Source organism: Streptococcus sp. AM28-20 (assembly GCF_003603595.1).
Taxonomy (GTDB): Bacteria; Bacillota; Bacilli; order Lactobacillales; family Streptococcaceae; genus Streptococcus; species Streptococcus ilei.
Genome location: NZ_QTNK01000001.1, coordinates 942159 through 960126, shown reverse-complemented (window position 1 = coordinate 960126; position 17968 = coordinate 942159). Strand labels below are relative to the sequence as shown.

The following is a 17968-nucleotide window of genomic DNA, read 5'->3' as shown; positions in this document are numbered from 1 at the left end:
ATTCCGTACTAAATATTATAGCTAAAAATAGAAGAAAAAGAAAACGATTTCTGATGCTTGGGTAAATAATTCTTGTGTGAGCTTTGGTGTTTCATCTAGTTGGCCTTAGCAATAAAAAAGAGAGTGGGACAAAAGTCCTAGCCTCTTAATTGTCTTTGGATTGTCGAGCAAGACGCAGTGGTTGAGTGGACTCTACTACGCTGATTTCATCAGCTTTTACAGCTCTACTCAACTGTGCGGAGGTGGGACGACGAAATCGAATTCTAACGAATTATCGATTTCTGTCCCACTTTCCATTTTCTTATTCAGTTATAGGTTGGTTCCAAGTGGTAAAGTCAGTAACACTTAATACGACAGTTGCGATTTCGATCGGCTCTTCTTTTGCTCCAGTTGACAACCATTTCGTGATCACTGCTTCAATCGTAGCTGCAAAGATTTCAACAGCATACTTATAAGGAACTTGGAATTTATTTACCAAATGGTCTTTGGCGTGTGGAGTATCGTCAAGAAGTTGCAGGGTGAAATTTTTCATTAGAAACTGAAACTCTTGGTAATCCATCTGCATCAAGGCGTAAATAAAATCATAATTATCTTGAATATATTGAAGGGAGGCAAGAAAATTTGCTCGATTGACAGTGCTTGTAGCGAATAGTTCTCCCAACTCGCCTAATAGTTCAGATTTTAGCTGGTTGAACATATCTTGTTTGTCTACATAATGGAGATAGAATGTCCCTCGATTAATGCCGGCTTCTTTTGTTAATTGGCTAATGGTAAGACTCTCAAGTGATTGTTCAAGAAGTAGGCGTGATAGGGCACTTCGGATAGCATTTTTAGAATTCGTTTTTCTCTTTTTTCGGGTCATAGTTCCTCCTTTATCATGTAGTTTGGTATAAATTATTGTTCACTAATCATCATATTATACAGAAATCAAATTTATTCCTCAACAGAATAAAATTTTAGTATCATTCTATAAGTCTAAATAGCTTAAAATCGGGTCTTGTTCTTATACTGTGAAAGCCACTTTGGCAGGATTATAAAATTTTTTCCCAGATCTACTTTCAAAGGGGCTATTATATAAAAAAACAAGAAAAAACTTGAAATATCAGTTATCTAAACCAATTAAATAATTCGAATATATTTGTTATTATATCACAAACTAAGAAAAGGAGGTCAGATGATGCTTGGAGAATTCTCTCTCTTGAACTAGATAAGATCAAGCCTATTCATTGTCTATTTTTGCATAGAAAAGTATTAGTTTATAGTCCAGATTTCTCCATAAGTTTATGATTGTCAAGAGCTTGTTCATTCCAGGAATTTTAGTCGTTTTCATAGATTGATTATCCTTGGTCTTCCCGTGAAAAAGGACTATAATAAAGATAGGAACTTGTGTTTAAGTGGGAGAAGAAATATGGCTTATATTGAGATGAAACATAGTTACAAGTGCTATCAAACAGGTGAGACGCACATCATTGCCAATAAAGATGTTACTTTTGAAATTGAGAAAGGCGAATTGGTCATCATTTTGGGAGCATCAGGCGCAGGAAAATCAACCCTTCTCAATATTTTGGGAGGTATGGATACCAATGATGAAGGAGAGGTTCTGGTGGATGGGAAAGCCATCTCAAGTTTCTCATCACACCAACGAACGGATTATCGCAGAAATGATGTTGGCTTTGTTTTTCAGTTTTATAATCTCATTCCCAATTTGACGGCCAAGGAAAATGTTGAGCTAGCATCTGAAATTGTTTCTGACGCCCTAGATCCTGAACAAGTCTTGCGAGAGGTTGGATTGGGAGAGCGAATGAACAACTTCCCAGCCCAGTTATCTGGTGGGGAACAACAACGGGTGGCTATTGCACGCGCAGTGGCAAAGAATCCTAAGATTCTCCTTTGTGATGAACCAACAGGGGCTTTGGATTACCAAACCGGCAAACAGGTTTTAAAAATTCTTCAGGACATGTCTCGTAAGAAAGGAGCAACAGTGATCATCGTCACCCATAATGCTTCCTTAGCACCAATAGCAGATCGCGTCATTCAGATGCATGATGCCCAAGTAAAAACCGTGACCATCCATAAATCTCCGTTAGATATCGAAAACCTAGAGTATTAGGGGGGGTAGTCATGAAGCGAAAAGTATATTGGAAAGATTTATTCCATTCTTTTACTAGTTCCAAAGGGCGCTTTTTATCCATTTTAACACTGATGATGCTAGGAACCTTAGCCCTCGTCGGTTTAAAAGTAACGACCCCAAATATGCATCGGACTGCCCAACGCTTTATTGACCAACAAGAGATGTTGGACCTAGCAGTAATGGGGGATTTTGGTTTGGACAAGACTGATCAAGAGGAACTGAGAGGCTTGACTGGGGCTCGCTTGGAATTTTCCTACTTGACGGATGTGACAATAGATGGAAAGGACAAGGCTATTCGACTTTTTTCCACTCCAGAAGCCATCTCGCGCTTTCAGCTGACTTCAGGGCGACTTCCGCAGAAACAAGATGAGGTAGCTCTAGCAGCATTTTGGAAAGATAGTTACCAGATTGGGGATCAGATAAGTATCCATGCAAAGGCAGGAAGTCCATCTGTTCTAAAGTCAAAAAATTATCGAATTGTTGGCTTTATAAAGTCTGCTGAGATGTGGTCCGAAAAAGACTTGGGACAAGCTACGAGTGGAAGTGGTTCCTTAGATGCTTATGGGGTCCTCTCAAAAGGAGCCTTTACTAGTCCTGTTTATAGCCTTGCTCGGATTCGGTTTGATGATTTGAGGGGGCTAAATCCATTCTCAACTAGCTACCAAGACCGTCTGGTCTCCCATCAAAAGGAGCTGGAAAAACTCCTAGCTGGAAATGGACAGGAGCGCTATCGAAAACTTCAGGCTGATGGGAAACAAAAGATCAAAAAAGGCCAAGAAGAACTTGATGGTGCAAACAAACGGTTAGCAGAAGCGCGTGAAAAGGCAGGCCAAGCACAGACACAATTGACGGAGCAAGCCAATAAACTAAATCAGCTTTCTACACTCTTTCCCAAAGAAGAATTAGAAGCGAGACGACGCGAGTTGGCAGAAGCCCAAAAGCAACTAGATCAGGAATTGGTCAACATACAGACGGGTGAATCAGAACTAGCAACTAAACAAAAGGACCTGGAAAAGACAAAGGAAGAATTAGAGAATCTAGCTCTACCAAACTATCATGTTTACGATCGAAAAACCATTCCAGGCGGACAGGGTTACCTCATGTATAGTAATGCCAGTGCCAGTATCTCCGAGGTAGGCAATCTATTTCCTGTGGTGCTCTACGCAGTCGCTGCCATGGTCACCTTTACGACCATGACTCGTTTTGTTGATGAAGAACGGAGCCATGCTGGCTTGTTCAAAGCCTTGGGCTATCGAACGAAAGATATCTTGGCAAAGTTTCTCCTGTATGGCTTTGTTGCTGGAACAGTTGGGACAGGCCTAGGAACTCTTATCGGTCATTATGTTCTATCGGGGACCATTTCGCAAATTATCACTCAGGGGATGGTCGTAGGACCAAGCCAACAATATTTTTATTGGTCCTATACTTTGTTAGCCTTAGGACTTTCTCTCCTTTCTAGTGTCTTTCCAGCTTATCTGGTTGCTAGAAGAGAATTGAAGGAAGAGGCCAGTCTGCTCCTACTCCCCAAGCCACCAGTTTCTGGATCCAGTATTTTGCTCGAACGCTTTCATTTTTTATGGAAACGTCTAAGTTTCACCCAAAAGGTGACCGTTAGAAATATTTTTCGTTACAAACAGCGGATGATTATGACTATCTTTGGTGTTGCTGGTTCGGTAGCCCTTCTCTTTGCGGGTCTGGGAATTCAATCATCTGTCGGTGGAGTACCCCAACGTCAGTTTGGGGAAATCCTTAAATACGATATGATTCTCTCGATCAAATCCAGTCTGACAGACGAAGAGGAACAATCCTTGAAGAAGCGCTTGAAGCAGGCAGATATAAAAGAAACAGAAGCCATTTTTACAAAACAACTGGAGGCTTCTTATCCATCCGGACTTGGAAAGCAAACAGTTACATTAATGGTATCATCAAAAAACAGCTTGGAACCTTTTATCAGTCTCCGCTCAGAAAAGGGAGGACTCGACCTATCCAATGGGGCGGTGATTAGTAGTAAATTAGCGCAACTAGCTAAGGTGGGAGTTGGGGATGACTTACGGCTAGATGGTCATAAGATTAGGGTAGCTACGATTACTGAAAATTATGTAGGCCATTTCGTCTATATGAATCAAGCAAACTATCAGAAAATCTATGGAAAAAAGGCTAAGAAGAATGCCTATTTGGTCCGATTACAGTCACCTTCGCATCAGTCGGTCCAGAAGGTCAGTCGGGACATGATGGAAGATGGAGCCGTGCTTGCTGTCACGCAAAACACTTCCTTGATTTCTCTCTTTCATTCCGTAGCCCAATCATTGAATAAGACCATGATGATTTTAGTTCTAGTATCTATTTTGCTGGCGATTGTTATTTTATACAATTTAACCAATATCAATGTTGCAGAACGAATCCGTGAGTTATCAACCATAAAGGTATTAGGTTTTCATCATCAAGAAGTCACACTTTATATTTATCGAGAAACCATCCTTTTATCTCTTGTTGGGATAGGATTGGGCTTGCTAGGAGGCTATTATCTCCATCGCTTTTTGATTGCCATGATCGCCCCAGATGCCATTCTCTTCTATCCGCGGGTGGCCCTTGGTGTCTATCTTTATCCTATCGCTGGCGTCATTCTGATCCTAGCTAGCTTAGGAATCTTGGTTAATCATCATCTTCGTAAGGTAGACATGCTGGAGGCTTTGAAATCTGTTGAATAAAAAAGAAACTTCTACCCTAGGGTGGAAGTTTTTAAGAGCTTTGGTATAATGAGAGAAGGAGAAGAGACATGACAAAAATTGCTTTGCTTTCGGATATACATGGGAATACAACTGCTTTAGAGGCTGTGCTTAAAGATGCCAAGCGGGCAGGTGTAGAAGAATACTGGTTATTAGGGGATGTCCTTATGCCGGGGACTGGTAGACGACATCTTTTGAACCTACTTGAAGAATTGCCTATCACCGTACAGATTTTAGGAAATTGGGAAGATAGCTTGTGGCGAGCGATGAAGGGGATGCTGGATCCATCAAGGGCTAGTCACCGTTATTTGATGCGCCATTGTCAGTATATCTTAGAAGAAATTCGTCCAGAAGAAATAGAGGCCATGCAAAGTCTGCCCATGCAAGTGCATCGGGAAGTTTCTGGCTTAATAGTGGGCATCACCCATCATCTGCCAGACAAAAACTGGGGACGAGAATTGATCCATATAGGAGACCAGAAAGATTTTGATCGCCTCGTAACCAATCCCCCTTGTGATCTAGCAGTCTATGGTCATATTCACCAACAATTTTTCCGATATGGAAGTGGTGGAGAGCTCATCTTGAATCCAGGTTCTATCGGCCAGCCCTTCTTTTTGCAAGCCAATCTTCGAAAGGATCTCCGGGCCATGTATGCTATTCTAGAGTTTGATGAATCGGGTTTGAAAGATGTTGACTTTCGGCGGGTGTCCTATGACATTGAGAAAGAACTCAAACTCGCTAAGGATCTGAAACTACCTTACTTCCAAGTTTACTATGAAAGTTTAGTCAATGGGATTCACCATACCCATAATCATGAGCTGCTTCATGAAATTGAGCGGAGAGAAGGCCATGATCAAGAGATTAATGCATGGTTAGAGGATTTCTTTCAATAGTGTAACTGTTGACATTACAACATAAAAGAGTATAATAGGGATAATGAGCATCATCTACTGAAAATTGTCCAGTAGATGAGACCTTCCAAACAGGCAGAAAGGAGTGAAGAGATGCAAATTTCAAGTCGTTTTACCATTGGAACCCATGTATTAGTGATGATTGCTTTAAAAGGAGACTGCACCAAGGTGACCAGTGATATGATTGCTGGTAGCGTTGGGGTGAACCCGGTTATTATTCGGAAGACCTTATCCCAATTAAAAAAAGCAGGCTTGATCCATGTAGCGCGTGGAACAGGTGGCGCTGAGATGGCCAAAGAATTGGAAGCAATTAGTTTGTTAGATATCTATCAGGCTGTTGAATGCCTTGGAAAGACCGGTCAATTATTTGGTTTCCACGAGCATCCAAATCCAGCTTGTCCGATTGGAAATAGCATTCATGGCGTCCTAGATGGAAAGCTGGAAGAGATTCAATTGGCCATGGAAAAGGAAATGGCTCAGACCAGCCTCAAAGAAGTAGTGGAGCAAACCAAGAAACAAATGGAGCTAGCAACCGTTTCTTGATTTGATTCTGTAAGAAACTTGATGTAAAAAGGCCTTTCAGTATATACTGAAAGGCTTTGAATGTAGACAAACTACTTTTTACTTAAGATAGCTAGGTAATTTTTCAAAAAACTATCATGTTGCTTTGAATCATTAAAGCATATCCGAAACTTTCCGCCGTGAGAAAAATGCTTGAAACGTTTTCGTTTCAAGCACTCGGGAGTTTTGAAACCTTAGGTTCAAAACTAAGTCATGGAACTTCGTAGAAGTTCCATGACGTCCGTACTCACCTAAGGAAAGTTTCTAGGAATACTATTTCTTTAATCTGAGCCTCTCAGTGTAAACTGAAAGGCTTTTTTGTTGAATGAAATGATTTAAAGTTTATCTAATTTTTATTTTTTAGTAAATAAGACACTAACTAGAATAAATCCAATTGCATAAATCCATGTCCAGTAACGATTAGGAATGAACATGAAAGAAGAACGATCGCGGAAAGCAATACGTTGCCCTGTTTCCTCATCAATCATATACCGAACTTGATCGGAAACAAATTTTTTTGTTAGCAAATAATTGACTGCTGCAGCAAGAATTCCCAACATACATCCTAAGATGATACTATCTGTACTCTTATTTACATTAAGATGCAGGAAGGAATAAATCATATTCGCCAAAGCTCCTCCAATCATAAGAGCAAGGGGAACGAGCAAGCCTTTACCACGCCAAACAATCATACAACAATCTCCTTATTATCTAACTTAATCAAAATAGAGCAAGTCTTTGCTGGTTTCGGTAAAGAGACCAAAGCCATCTTTTGTGACATAGCCACAGTCTTCAATCCGAACTCCGACTTTTCCAGGGATGTAGATGCCTGGTTCGACTGAGAAGCACATGCCTTCTTCGATGACCATGTCATTTCCTTCCATGATAGAAGGGAATTCATGCACATCCATTCCGATACCGTGTCCGAGGCGGTGGTTGAAGTATTCACCATAACCAGCTTTTTCAATGACGCTCCGGGCAGCACGGTCTACGTCATGTGCTGTTACACCTGGTTTGATCATATCTAGGGCAGCCTGTTGAGCTTCTAAAGTCAAATGGTAGATTTCTTTCTTGAAGTCATCGGGTTTTCCAACAGCGACTGTTCGCGTCATATCTGAAGCATAGCCATTCACCATACAGCCCAAGTCAAAGAGAAGAAGAGCATCTTTTTCAATTTTGTTGCTTCCAGGAATGCCGTGTGGGTTGGCTGCATTATTACCAGTCAAGACCATAGTTTCAAAGCTCATTTCATAGCCCAAGCGTTTGATGCCAAAGTCGATTTCTGCGACGATATCAGTTTCTGTTTTATCCAGTGAGATGGCGTCGAATCCCATATTGACAGCCTTATCCGCATATTGACCAGCAACTAACATCTTTTGGATCTCATCAGCAGATTTAATCAAGCGCATGCGGTTAATCCGAGGGCTGAGATTGGTAAATGTTGCTTGTTCAAAGACTGAACGAAGCCCATGATACTTGGTCAAAATCAAATTATCAAATTCCAAAGCGACCTTTTTGGCTTCTGGATTAGCGCTAGCCCCTTTGATTTTTTCCCAAGGATTTTCAGAATCCACGTACCCTACCACTTGGAAATCCACAACTGCAGTCGCCCGTTCTACCTCAAGAGCAGGGACAAAAAGAAGTGGTTCATGGTCTGGATAAACGAACAAGAAGAGCTGACGCTCGTGAGGATCACTGTAAAATCCAGTTAGGTAATTGATGGTGACAGGATCGGATACAACAGCCACATCTGTTTTTTCAGTTTCAAGAAATGCTACAATTTGATCTAATTTAGACATAAGCTACCTTCTTTCTATTGATAATATTTTGTCAGATTTTCCCTAAAAAATCAAGAGTTTGCAAAAAGATGTTAAAATGCTTGAAAGTGTTTACAATAAGTGATAAAATAGTTGTTATAGAAGACTGAAAACGAAATTTTCAATAAAGAAAGGAAGTAATATGAATACAGACGATACTGTAACCATTTACGACGTTGCCCGAGAGGCGGGTGTCTCAATGGCGACTGTTAGCCGTGTCGTGAACGGAAATAAGAACGTTAAGGAAAATACTCGTAAAAAAGTATTGGAAGTCATTGAACGTTTGGACTATCGTCCGAATGCAGTAGCTCGTGGACTTGCGAGTAAGAAAACCACAACGGTAGGTGTTGTGATTCCAAATATTACCAATAGTTATTTCTCTACTCTGGCAAAGGGGATCGATGACATTGCTGAAATGTACAAGTACAACATCGTCCTTGCCAACAGCGATGAAGACGATGATAAAGAAGTTTCTGTTGTCAATACTCTTTTCTCAAAACAGGTCGATGGGATTATCTTCATGGGTTATCACTTGACAGAAAAGATTCGTTCAGAATTCTCTCGTTCTCGGACACCGGTGGTCCTTGCTGGGACAGTTGATGTCGAACATCAATTGCCAAGTGTCAATATCGATTACAAGCAAGCGACAGTAGACGCGGTTACACTATTGGCTAAACGAAATAAAAAGATTGCTTTTGTAAGTGGACCATTAGTAGATGATATCAACGGTAAGATTCGCTTGGCTGGCTACAAAGATGCTTTGAAAGCAAAAAAATTGTCTTATAGTGAAGGCTTGGTCTTTGAGTCTAAGTACCGCTATGAAGAAGGCTATAACTTGGCTGAACGCATCATTGCATCTAAAGCAACAGCAGCCTTTGTAACTGGGGATGAATTGGCAGCAGGTTTGCTTAATGGTCTAGCTGATCAAGGTGTGAACGTACCGGAAGATTTTGAGTTGATTACCAGTGATGATTCACAAATTACACGCTACACTCGTCCAAATCTTTCAACTGTTGGCCAACCACTTTATGATTTGGGGGCTATCAGTATGCGGATGCTGACAAAAATTATGCATAAGGAAGAATTGGAAGAAAGAGAAGTTCTTCTTGCCCATACCATCAATCATCGTGGGACTACTAAAAAGTAAAGACCAAGAGGCTGGGACAAAAGTCCTAGCCTCTTAACTGTCTTTGGATTGTCGAGCAAGACTCAGTGATTGAGTGAGCTCTACTACGCTGATTTCATCAGCTTTTACAGACCTACTCAACTGTGAGGAGGTGGGACGACAAAATCGAATTCTAACGAATTACCGATTTCTGTCCCACTCTCTTTTTCTTGTCTCTATATGAATCTCCGGTAAAACTTGAAGGGGTCTGCCAAATCAGGTATAATAGAGGGTATGAAAGTTTTACTGTATCTTGAAGGAAAATCCGTTTTACAAAAATCAGGGATTGGCCGTGCCCTCCAACATCAGATGCATGCCTTGGATTTGGCTGGGATTCCCTATACGACAGATATTTTAGGAGATTATGATGTGGTCCATATTAATACCTATGGTCCTCGGAGTTTGTTACTCTTACATGCTGCTAAACGTCGGGGGAAAAAGGTCATTATGCATGGGCATTCCACACGGGAAGATTTCCAAAATTCCTTTATCGGGTCCAATTTATTTGCTTCCTTATTTGGCAAATACTTGGCTCACATGTATAAAAAAGCCGATTTTATTATTACCCCTTCAGAGTATTCTAAGCAGCTGATTCAATCCTACGGGGTCAAGACTCCAATTGTCGCTGTTTCCAATGGGATCGATTTGTCTAAATATAAAAAAGATCCTAAAAAAGAAGAGGTTTTTCGGAAGCACTTTAATATCCAAGAAGGAGAGAAGGTCGTTCTATGTGCGGGTCTCTATTTTAGACGAAAAGGGATTGAAGACTTTGTAGAAGTTGCTCGCCGGATGCCAGATGTCCGCTTTATTTGGTTGGGATCGATTAATAAATGGTTGATCCCTCGCGCTATTCGTCGTTTGGTAGAGAAAGACCATCCGAGCAACGTGGAATTCCCTGGCTATTTTAAAGGAGCTGTTTTCCAAGGGGCCATGACGGGTGCGGATGCCTTCTTCTTCCCATCTTACGAGGAAACGGAAGGGATTGTTGTCCTAGAGGCCTTAGCGGCTCACCAGCATGTCGTCCTCCGGGATATTCCAGTTTATCATGGTTGGGTGGACCAAAAGTCGGCAGAATTGTGTCATTCGGTGGATGAATTTGTGGACTCTCTTGAAAAAGTCTTGTCTGGTCAAGTGGATAAGCGAGATGCGGGAGACCGGGTCGCTCAAAGTCGCTCAATTGATTTGGTAGCCGATCAACTAGTCAAAGCCTATCAGCAGGTATTGGAGATGTAATATGCGTATTGGATTATTTACAGATACTTATTTTCCGCAGGTATCGGGGGTTGCGACCAGTATTCGAACCCTTAAAACAGAATTGGAGAAGTTGGGACATACTGTTTTTATCTTTACGACGACGGATAAGGATGTCAACCGCTATGAGGACTGGCAAATTATCCGCATTCCAAGTATCCCTTTCTTTGCTTTTAAGGATCGGCGGATTGCTTATCGCGGCTTTACCAAGGCTTTGGCCATTGCCAAACAATACAAACTGGATATGATCCATACACAGACAGAGTTTTCTTTAGGACTACTCGGGGTTTGGATTGCTAAGGAGCTTCGAATCCCAGTGATTCATACCTATCATACCCAGTATGAAGATTACGTGCGTTATATTGCTAAGGGGATGGTTATCCGACCAAGTATGGTCAAATACATCGTCCGTGGGTATATGAATGACTTGGATGGGGTGATCTGTCCGAGTGAGATTGTCTATGACCTCTTGCTAAAATACAAGGTCAAGGCTGAGAAACGGATTATTCCAACAGGAATTGAGTTGGCAAAGTTTGAACGACCTGAAATCACGCAAGTAGAAACGCAAGCCCTTCGTAAAAAATTAGGAATTCAAGAGGGTGAAACCATGCTCTTGAGCTTGTCACGGGTTTCTTATGAAAAAAATATCCAAGCGGTCATTGCTGCCCTGCCTGAAGTCTTAGAAGAAAATGCGCATATTAAATTGATTGTGGCAGGAGATGGGCCTTATTTAGGGGATTTGAAAAAACAGGTGCAAAATTTAGGCATCGAACAGGCTGTGATCTTCACAGGGATGATTCCACCGAACGAAACAGCTCTTTACTATAAGGCGGCAGATTTCTTCATTTCTGCTTCAACGAGTGAGACGCAAGGTCTTACTTATCTGGAGAGCATCGCTAGTGGGACCCCCTTAATTGCTCAGAGAAATCCTTATTTAGATAATGTGATCAATGATCGGATGTTCGGAATCTTGTATGACCAGGAAGAAGATTTGGCTGCAGCTATTCTAGAAGCGACCATAGCCACCCCAGAGAAGGATGAGGCTAAGTGGGAGGAAAAGCTGTATGAAATTTCTTCTACAAACTTTGGTCGCAGGGTCTATGAGTTCTATCTAGACGCCATTATTTCGAAAGATTTTTATAATGAACGCCATCCTGAGGAAAGCCGTACCAAACGGGTGACCAAGTCCATTGTGAAAATTCCACAAAAGGTCATCGCTATGCCTGTGAATGGGTCTGTGAGAATCATGAAGGGTTCCTTTAAACAGGTGAAAAAGATTCGTAATATCACCAAGTTATTGGATTAGAGTAAATCAAATCAGTAAGAGGATCAAAAGAAGGACCTCTTACGGATGAGAGGCTTTTTCCTCTTGCAAAATATTTCAATCGTGCTATAATACTAGTCAGAGACATATCAAATCTAGGAAATCTGATAGAGAGCGCGTGGGGCTGGAAATCGCGTAGAGGATAGGTTTGGGACTACTCGGTGAACTTTTTATGCAAACATAAAACGGTGGCCACGTTAGAGCCAATCAGAGGTGTTCCTCTTTTTTGAGGAACATAAATGAAGGTGGAACCACGTTGCGACGTCCTTTCGAGGAGGTCGCTTTTTTGTTTTTTTGATGAAGAAATAAAAAAGAGTTTCACTATAACATAAGATATTTAAAAATTTATAAGGAGAAGATTATGATTAAGATTACTTTCCCAGATGGCGCTGTTCGTGAATTCGAATCTGGCGTGACTACTTTTGACATTGCCCAATCCATCAGCAATTCCCTAGCTAAAAAAGCTCTTGCTGGTAAATTCAACGGCAAATTGATTGATACCACTCGTGCTATCACCGAAGACGGGAGCATCGAAATTGTGACACCTGATCACGAAGACGCCCTTCCAATCTTGCGTCACTCAGCGGCTCACTTGTTTGCCCAAGCAGCTCGTCGCCTCTTCCCAGATATCCACTTGGGTGTCGGTCCAGCTATCGAAGATGGTTTCTACTACGATACTGACAATGAAGCTGGTCAAATCTCTAACGAAGACCTTCCTCGCATCGAAGAAGAAATGCAAAAAATCGTTAAGGAAAACTTCCCATCTATCCGTGAAGAAGTGACTAAAGACGAGGCGCGTGAAATCTTCAAGAACGACCCATACAAATTGGAATTGATTGAAGAGCACTCAGAAGACGAAGGTGGGTTGACCATCTACCGTCAAGGTGAATACGTAGACCTTTGCCGTGGCCCACACGTCCCATCAACTGGTCGTATCCAAATCTTCCACCTTCTCCATGTAGCAGGTGCTTACTGGCGCGGAAATAGTGACAACGCGATGATGCAACGTATCTACGGTACTGCCTGGTTTGACAAGAAAGACTTGAAGAACTACCTTCAAATGCGTGAAGAAGCCAAAGAACGTGACCACCGTAAACTTGGTAAAGAATTGGATCTCTTTATGATTTCTCAAGAAGTTGGTCAAGGTCTTCCATTCTGGTTGCCAAATGGTGCCACTATCCGTCGTGAGTTAGAACGCTACATCGTCGATAAAGAGTTGGCTTCTGGCTATCAACACGTTTACACTCCACCACTTGCTTCTGTAGAGCTTTACAAGACTTCTGGTCACTGGGATCACTACCAAGAGGACATGTTCCCAACTATGGATATGGGAGATGGTGAAGAATTCGTTCTTCGTCCAATGAACTGTCCACACCACATCCAAGTCTTTAAACACCATGTTCACTCATACCGTGAATTGCCAATCCGTATCGCTGAAATCGGGATGATGCACCGCTATGAAAAATCTGGAGCCCTTACAGGTCTTCAACGTGTACGTGAAATGTCTCTCAACGACGGTCACCTCTTTGTGACTCCAGAACAAATCCAAGAAGAATTCCAACGTGCTCTTCAGTTGATTATCGATGTTTATGAAGATTTCAACTTGAATGAATACCGTTTCCGCCTCTCTCTTCGTGACCCTCAAGATACTCACAAGTACTTTGATAACGATGAAATGTGGGAAAATGCCCAAACCATGCTTCGTGCTGCCCTTGATGAAATGGGCGTTGACTACTTTGAAGCTGAAGGTGAAGCTGCCTTCTACGGACCAAAATTGGATATCCAGGTTAAGACTGCCCTTGGTAAAGAAGAAACCCTTTCTACTATCCAGCTTGACTTCTTGCTTCCAGAACGCTTCGACCTTAAATACATCGGAGCTGATGGTGAAGAACACCGCCCAGTTATGATCCACCGTGGGGTTATCTCAACTATGGAACGCTTCACAGCGATCTTGATTGAAAACTACAAGGGTGCCTTCCCAACTTGGTTGGCACCACACCAAGTAACCCTTATCCCAGTTTCTAATGAAAAACATGTGGACTACGCATGGGAAGTAGCGAAGAAACTTCGTGACCGTGGGGTTCGTGCCGATGTGGATGAACGCAATGAGAAAATGCAATTCAAGATCCGGGCTTCACAAACGCAAAAGATTCCTTACCAATTGATCGTTGGTGACAAGGAAATGGAAGAGCAAGCCGTCAACGTTCGCCGTTATGGTCAAAAAGAAACAGAAACCATGCCGGTAGATGCATTTGTAGACTTGATTCTTGCTGATATCGCAAATAAATCTCGTGTTGAAAAATAAAAGATAGAAAGAGGCTGGGACAAAAGTCCTAGCCTCTCAATTGTCTTTGGATTGTCGATCAAGACGCAGTGGTTGAGTGGGCTCTACTACGCTGATTTCATCAGCTTTTACAGCCCTAATCAACTGTGCGGAGGTGGGACGACGAAATCGAATTCTAACGAATGACCGATTTCTGTCCCACTCTCTTTTGTATTGATGAAAAATAATAATTTAAGAGGTGTTTTTACTAGCTTCTATTATCTAGATATCATTTTTCCATTGCATAACCTTTTTCTTTCTCTTTCTTTACAAATCAAAGTATAACTCCCATTTTTAAAAGAAATTTGCTATAATGAAAGGAAAGAGATTTGAAGAAGCAAAGAAAAAATAGAAGTAGGTACATGTATGAAGAAAATTCTTGTTGTAGATGATGAAAAGCCGATTTCGGATATTATAAAATTCAATATGGCGAAAGAAGGTTATGAAGTCTTGACTGCCTTCGATGGGAAAGAAGCACTGGCTGTTTTCGAAGCTGAGAACCCAGATATTTTGATCCTGGACCTCATGCTTCCTGAAATTGATGGTTTGGAAGTAGCGCGTACCATTCGAAAGACCAGTAATGTGCCGATTATTGTCCTATCTGCTAAAGATACCGAATTTGATAAGGTCATCGGTCTTGAAATTGGTGCGGATGACTATGTGACTAAGCCATTCTCAAATCGTGAGCTTCAAGCTCGCGTAAAAGCTTTGTTGCGTCGGACAGAACTAACGGTAGAATCACAGACAGAGTCTATATCAGATTCAGATATTGTGATTGGTGATTTGAAAATCATTCCGGATGCCTTCCTTGCTCAGAAAAAAGGCAAAGAGCTCGAGCTGACCCATCGCGAATTTGAGTTGCTCTATCACTTGGCGACCCATGTAGGGCAAGTCATGACCCGTGAGCATTTACTGGAAACAGTCTGGGGCTACGATTATTTTGGAGATGTTCGGACAGTGGACGTAACGATTCGACGTTTGCGTGAAAAAATCGAAGATATACCAGGTCGTCCGGAGTATATTTTAACGCGCCGCGGTGTCGGTTACTATATGAGAAACAATGATTAATCACATCAAAGAAGTCATGACCTCTTATAATTTTGTTTTTATATTAATCACTCTTGGATTTATTATCGTGGTGGCCTTGCTGATCCTAGAAAATCGCCGGGATAACATGAAGCTACGCTTGTTGAATGATAAAATTAAGAGTTTGATTGCCGGAGAATATTCAGATATTATTGATTTACAAGGAGGTCCTGAATTGACAGAGATTTCCAACAATATCAATGATTTATCAGAAGTTATCCGTTTGACGCATGAAAATTTGGAGCAAGAAACCAAGCGCTTGACCAGTATTCTTTCCTATATGACAGATGGGGTCTTAGCGACCAATCGTCGAGGACAGATTATTCTGGTTAATGAAATGGCTGCCAAACAACTCAATGTCGTGGTCGAAGAGGTCATGAATACTAGTATTCTGGATTTGCTTGGCATTAGTGAAGAGTATGAATTGCGTGACTTGATTACCAATGTTCCGGAACTGACGATCGATTCGCAGGATGAAAATGGGGAGTACATCTCTTTACGGGTTCGCTTTGCCTTGATTCGGAGAGAGTCTGGTTTCATTTCTGGTCTGGTTGCCGTTTTGCATGACACAACTGAACAGGACAAGGAAGAACGGGAACGTCGTTTATTCGTATCCAACGTTAGTCATGAACTCCGAACTCCATTGACCAGTGTCAAATCCTACTTGGAAGCCTTGGATGACGGAGCGATTTTTGATCCAGTTGCACCGGAATTTGTTAAAGTATCTTTGACAGAGACCAACCGGATGATGCGGATGGTGACGGATTTATTGAGTCTTTCACGGATTGATAATGAAACCAGTCAATTGGATGTTGAATTGACCAACTTTACAGCCTTTATTACCTTCATTTTGAACCGCTTTGATAAGATGAAGAATCAGGCTGGAGAGAAGAAATATGATATTGTTCGTGAATATCCCATTTCTCCTGTCTGGGTTGAAATTGATACAGATAAGATGACGCAGGTCTTAGACAATATCTTAAATAACGCCATTAAATATTCCCCAGATGGTGGGGAAATTCGTGTGGGGATGAAAACAACGGATGCCCAGTTGATTATTTCGATTTCGGATGAGGGCTTAGGGATTCCTAAAAAGGACCTCCCTCGTATTTTTGACCGCTTTTATCGTGTGGATAAAGCCCGTAGTCGCGCTCAGGGTGGGACTGGTTTAGGGCTTGCCATTGCGAAGGAAATTATCAAGCAGCACAATGGATTTATTTGGGCCAAGAGTGAATATGGAAAAGGTTCTACTTTCACGATTGTTCTACCATATGATAAAGATGCTATCCGGGATGATGGATGGGATAATGAGGATGAATAAGAAAACAAATGGATGAAAAAGGGTTTAAGTATAGTATTTTGGCTTCAGGATCGAGTGGTAACTCATTTTACCTAGAGACACCTAAGAAAAAAATCCTAGTAGATGCAGGCTTGTCCGGGAAGAAGATTACAGGTTTGCTTGCAGAAATTGATCGCAAACCCGAAGATCTTGATGCTATTTTGATTACACATGAACATTCGGATCACATTCATGGCGTCGGTGTACTAGCGCGTAAATACGGGATGGACCTATACGCCAATGAAGCTACATGGAAGGCCATGGAGGGAAGCAAGTACCTTGGGAAGATCGATGACTCCCAGAAACATCTTTTTGAGATGGGCAAGACCTTAACCTTTGGGGATTTGGATGTGGAAAGTTTTGGTGTCAGCCATGATGCTGCGGCTCCACAGTTCTATCGTTTCATGAAGGATGGAAAGAGTTTTGTCATGCTGACTGATACAGGTTATGTTAGCGATCGGATGGCAGGGATTGTTGAAAATGCTGATGGCTATTTGATTGAGTCCAACCATGATGTGGAAATCCTACGGGCAGGCTCTTACGCCTGGCGATTAAAGCAACGGATCTTATCCGATTTGGGTCACCTCTCTAATGAAGATGGTGCCGATGCCATGATTCGGACCCTAGGCAATAAGACCAAGAAAATTTATCTGGGCCACTTATCCAAGGAAAACAATATCAAGGAGTTGGCCCATATGACCATGGTCAATCAATTGGCTCGAGCGGATTTGGCAGTAGGTCATGATTTTGAAGTGTTGGATACATCTCCGGATACAGCGACTCCTTTAGTAGATATCTAAAATAAAAAAGGAGATGAAGTCATCTCTTTTTTAGGTCAGTATTGTAGACTGGAAATGAATGGAAAGATAGGAGTAGTAAGTTTGAAATATGTATATATGACAGTGGGGTTTATTTCCTTAGGATTAGGGATTATTGGGATTCCTTTACCGATTTTACCTACGACCCCGTTTCTTTTATTAGCCATGGCTTGTTTTGCAAAAAGTTCTCAACGATTTGAAAAATGGTTACATGGGACCAAGTTGTACCAAACTTATGTAGCAGATTATCGGGAAACAAAGTCGATCTCTAAGAAGCGGAAAAAACGAATTATCCTACAAATTTACCTATTGATGGGGATTTCCATTTACCTGGCTCCACTCTTGTTTGTAAAAGTAGGTCTAGTGGGATTAACTATTTTTATAAGCTATTATTTGTTCAAAGTGATTCCGGATAAAGAAGAATGAGATAAGGAAAGAATAGCCTATAAATCCTATCGTGAAAACAAGGGAAAGGAGTGCGATACGCACTCTTTTTTGGTATAATAGAGGGGTGTA

The 17968-nt window shown here is 41.6% G+C and carries 15 protein-coding genes; 12 read left to right on the top strand and 3 right to left on the bottom strand.

The features are described from left to right. Nucleotides 1-301 precede the first annotated feature (301 nt). Nucleotides 302-862, bottom strand: coding sequence for a TetR/AcrR family transcriptional regulator (locus DW738_RS04950; RefSeq protein WP_023023946.1), 561 nt, complete (start codon nucleotides 860-862; stop codon nucleotides 302-304). 546 nt (nucleotides 863-1408) lie between these two features. Between DW738_RS04950 and DW738_RS04945 the strand changes: the two genes are divergently transcribed. The 4 genes from DW738_RS04945 to DW738_RS04930 all read left to right on the top strand — a co-directional run bounded on the left by DW738_RS04945 (nucleotide 1409) and on the right by DW738_RS04930 (nucleotide 6311). Beyond that, nucleotides 1409-2110 carry an ABC transporter ATP-binding protein gene (locus DW738_RS04945; RefSeq protein WP_023023941.1) on the top strand — a complete coding sequence of 234 codons (702 nt, stop codon included), beginning with the start codon at nucleotides 1409-1411 and terminating at the stop codon, nucleotides 2108-2110. A gap of 11 nt (nucleotides 2111-2121) precedes the next feature. After that, nucleotides 2122-4839: an FtsX-like permease family protein gene (locus DW738_RS04940; protein ID WP_123160489.1), complete on the top strand. Its 2718-nt coding sequence runs from the start codon at nucleotides 2122-2124 to the stop codon at nucleotides 4837-4839. Between the two features lie 68 nt (nucleotides 4840-4907). Further along, nucleotides 4908-5750, top strand: coding sequence for a metallophosphoesterase family protein (locus DW738_RS04935; RefSeq protein ID WP_123160488.1), 843 nt, complete (start codon nucleotides 4908-4910; stop codon nucleotides 5748-5750). A 111-nt stretch (nucleotides 5751-5861) separates the two neighbouring features. Continuing rightward, complete coding sequence (locus tag DW738_RS04930) at nucleotides 5862-6311, top strand: Rrf2 family transcriptional regulator (RefSeq protein WP_123160487.1); 450 nt, start codon at nucleotides 5862-5864, stop codon at nucleotides 6309-6311. Between the two features lie 371 nt (nucleotides 6312-6682). Here the strand turns inward: DW738_RS04930 and DW738_RS04925 are convergent, their stop codons facing one another. Both DW738_RS04925 and DW738_RS04920 read right to left on the bottom strand, forming a co-directional pair. Continuing rightward, nucleotides 6683-7021: a cytochrome O ubiquinol oxidase gene (locus DW738_RS04925; RefSeq protein ID WP_117744506.1), complete on the bottom strand. Its 339-nt coding sequence runs from the start codon at nucleotides 7019-7021 to the stop codon at nucleotides 6683-6685. Between the two features lie 24 nt (nucleotides 7022-7045). Then, nucleotides 7046-8128: a Xaa-Pro peptidase family protein gene (locus DW738_RS04920; RefSeq protein WP_123160486.1), complete on the bottom strand. Its 1083-nt coding sequence runs from the start codon at nucleotides 8126-8128 to the stop codon at nucleotides 7046-7048. Nucleotides 8129-8288: 160 nt separating this feature from the next. Here DW738_RS04920 and ccpA point away from each other — a divergent pair, with 160 nt between their 5' ends. From ccpA to DW738_RS04870, 8 genes are all read left to right on the top strand, one after another. Next, on the top strand, nucleotides 8289-9293 hold the full coding sequence (gene ccpA, locus DW738_RS04915) for a catabolite control protein A (protein WP_006595886.1): 1005 nt from the start codon (nucleotides 8289-8291) through the stop codon (nucleotides 9291-9293). Between the two features lie 252 nt (nucleotides 9294-9545). After that, entirely contained in the window at nucleotides 9546-10544 is a 999-nt protein-coding gene (locus DW738_RS04905; RefSeq protein WP_123160485.1) for a glycosyltransferase, read from the top strand. 1 nt (nucleotide 10545) lies between these two features. Continuing rightward, complete coding sequence (locus DW738_RS04900) at nucleotides 10546-11868, top strand: glycosyltransferase family 4 protein (RefSeq protein ID WP_123160484.1); 1323 nt, start codon at nucleotides 10546-10548, stop codon at nucleotides 11866-11868. 379 nt (nucleotides 11869-12247) lie between these two features. Beyond that, nucleotides 12248-14191 (top strand): threonine--tRNA ligase, encoded by a 1944-nt coding sequence (gene thrS, locus DW738_RS04895; RefSeq protein WP_123160483.1) that lies wholly within the window; start codon nucleotides 12248-12250, stop codon nucleotides 14189-14191. Nucleotides 14192-14575: 384 nt separating this feature from the next. Then, nucleotides 14576-15277, top strand: coding sequence for a response regulator YycF (gene yycF / locus DW738_RS04885; RefSeq protein ID WP_117744500.1), 702 nt, complete (start codon nucleotides 14576-14578; stop codon nucleotides 15275-15277). Next, complete coding sequence (vicK, locus tag DW738_RS04880) at nucleotides 15270-16616, top strand: cell wall metabolism sensor histidine kinase VicK (protein ID WP_117744499.1); 1347 nt, start codon at nucleotides 15270-15272, stop codon at nucleotides 16614-16616. Before yycF ends, vicK begins: the two co-directional genes overlap by 8 nt. 8 nt (nucleotides 16617-16624) lie before the next feature. Further along, nucleotides 16625-17434 carry an MBL fold metallo-hydrolase gene (locus DW738_RS04875; protein WP_117744498.1) on the top strand — a complete coding sequence of 270 codons (810 nt, stop codon included), beginning with the start codon at nucleotides 16625-16627 and terminating at the stop codon, nucleotides 17432-17434. Nucleotides 17435-17515: 81 nt separating this feature from the next. Next, nucleotides 17516-17878 carry a YbaN family protein gene (locus DW738_RS04870; protein WP_123160482.1) on the top strand — a complete coding sequence of 121 codons (363 nt, stop codon included), beginning with the start codon at nucleotides 17516-17518 and terminating at the stop codon, nucleotides 17876-17878. Nucleotides 17879-17968 lie beyond the last annotated feature (90 nt).

Bases quoted from the DNA above. Each gene is read 5' to 3' on its own strand.
- DW738_RS04940 (WP_123160489.1), top strand. From the start codon at position 2,122: ATGAAGCGAAAAGTATATTGGAAAGATTTATTCCATTCTTTTACTAGT.
- yycF (WP_117744500.1), top strand. From the start codon at position 14,576: ATGAAGAAAATTCTTGTTGTAGATGATGAAAAGCCGATTTCGGATATT.
- DW738_RS04925 (WP_117744506.1), bottom strand. From the start codon at position 7,021: ATGATTGTTTGGCGTGGTAAAGGCTTGCTCGTTCCCCTTGCTCTTATG.
- thrS (WP_123160483.1), top strand. From the start codon at position 12,248: ATGATTAAGATTACTTTCCCAGATGGCGCTGTTCGTGAATTCGAATCT.
- DW738_RS04930 (WP_123160487.1), top strand. From the start codon at position 5,862: ATGCAAATTTCAAGTCGTTTTACCATTGGAACCCATGTATTAGTGATG.
- DW738_RS04945 (WP_023023941.1), top strand. From the start codon at position 1,409: ATGGCTTATATTGAGATGAAACATAGTTACAAGTGCTATCAAACAGGT.
- DW738_RS04935 (WP_123160488.1), top strand. From the start codon at position 4,908: ATGACAAAAATTGCTTTGCTTTCGGATATACATGGGAATACAACTGCT.
- vicK (WP_117744499.1), top strand. From the start codon at position 15,270: ATGATTAATCACATCAAAGAAGTCATGACCTCTTATAATTTTGTTTTT.
- DW738_RS04875 (WP_117744498.1), top strand. From the start codon at position 16,625: ATGGATGAAAAAGGGTTTAAGTATAGTATTTTGGCTTCAGGATCGAGT.
- DW738_RS04905 (WP_123160485.1), top strand. From the start codon at position 9,546: ATGAAAGTTTTACTGTATCTTGAAGGAAAATCCGTTTTACAAAAATCA.
- DW738_RS04950 (WP_023023946.1), bottom strand. From the start codon at position 862: ATGACCCGAAAAAAGAGAAAAACGAATTCTAAAAATGCTATCCGAAGT.
- DW738_RS04920 (WP_123160486.1), bottom strand. From the start codon at position 8,128: ATGTCTAAATTAGATCAAATTGTAGCATTTCTTGAAACTGAAAAAACA.
- ccpA (WP_006595886.1), top strand. From the start codon at position 8,289: ATGAATACAGACGATACTGTAACCATTTACGACGTTGCCCGAGAGGCG.
- DW738_RS04900 (WP_123160484.1), top strand. From the start codon at position 10,546: ATGCGTATTGGATTATTTACAGATACTTATTTTCCGCAGGTATCGGGG.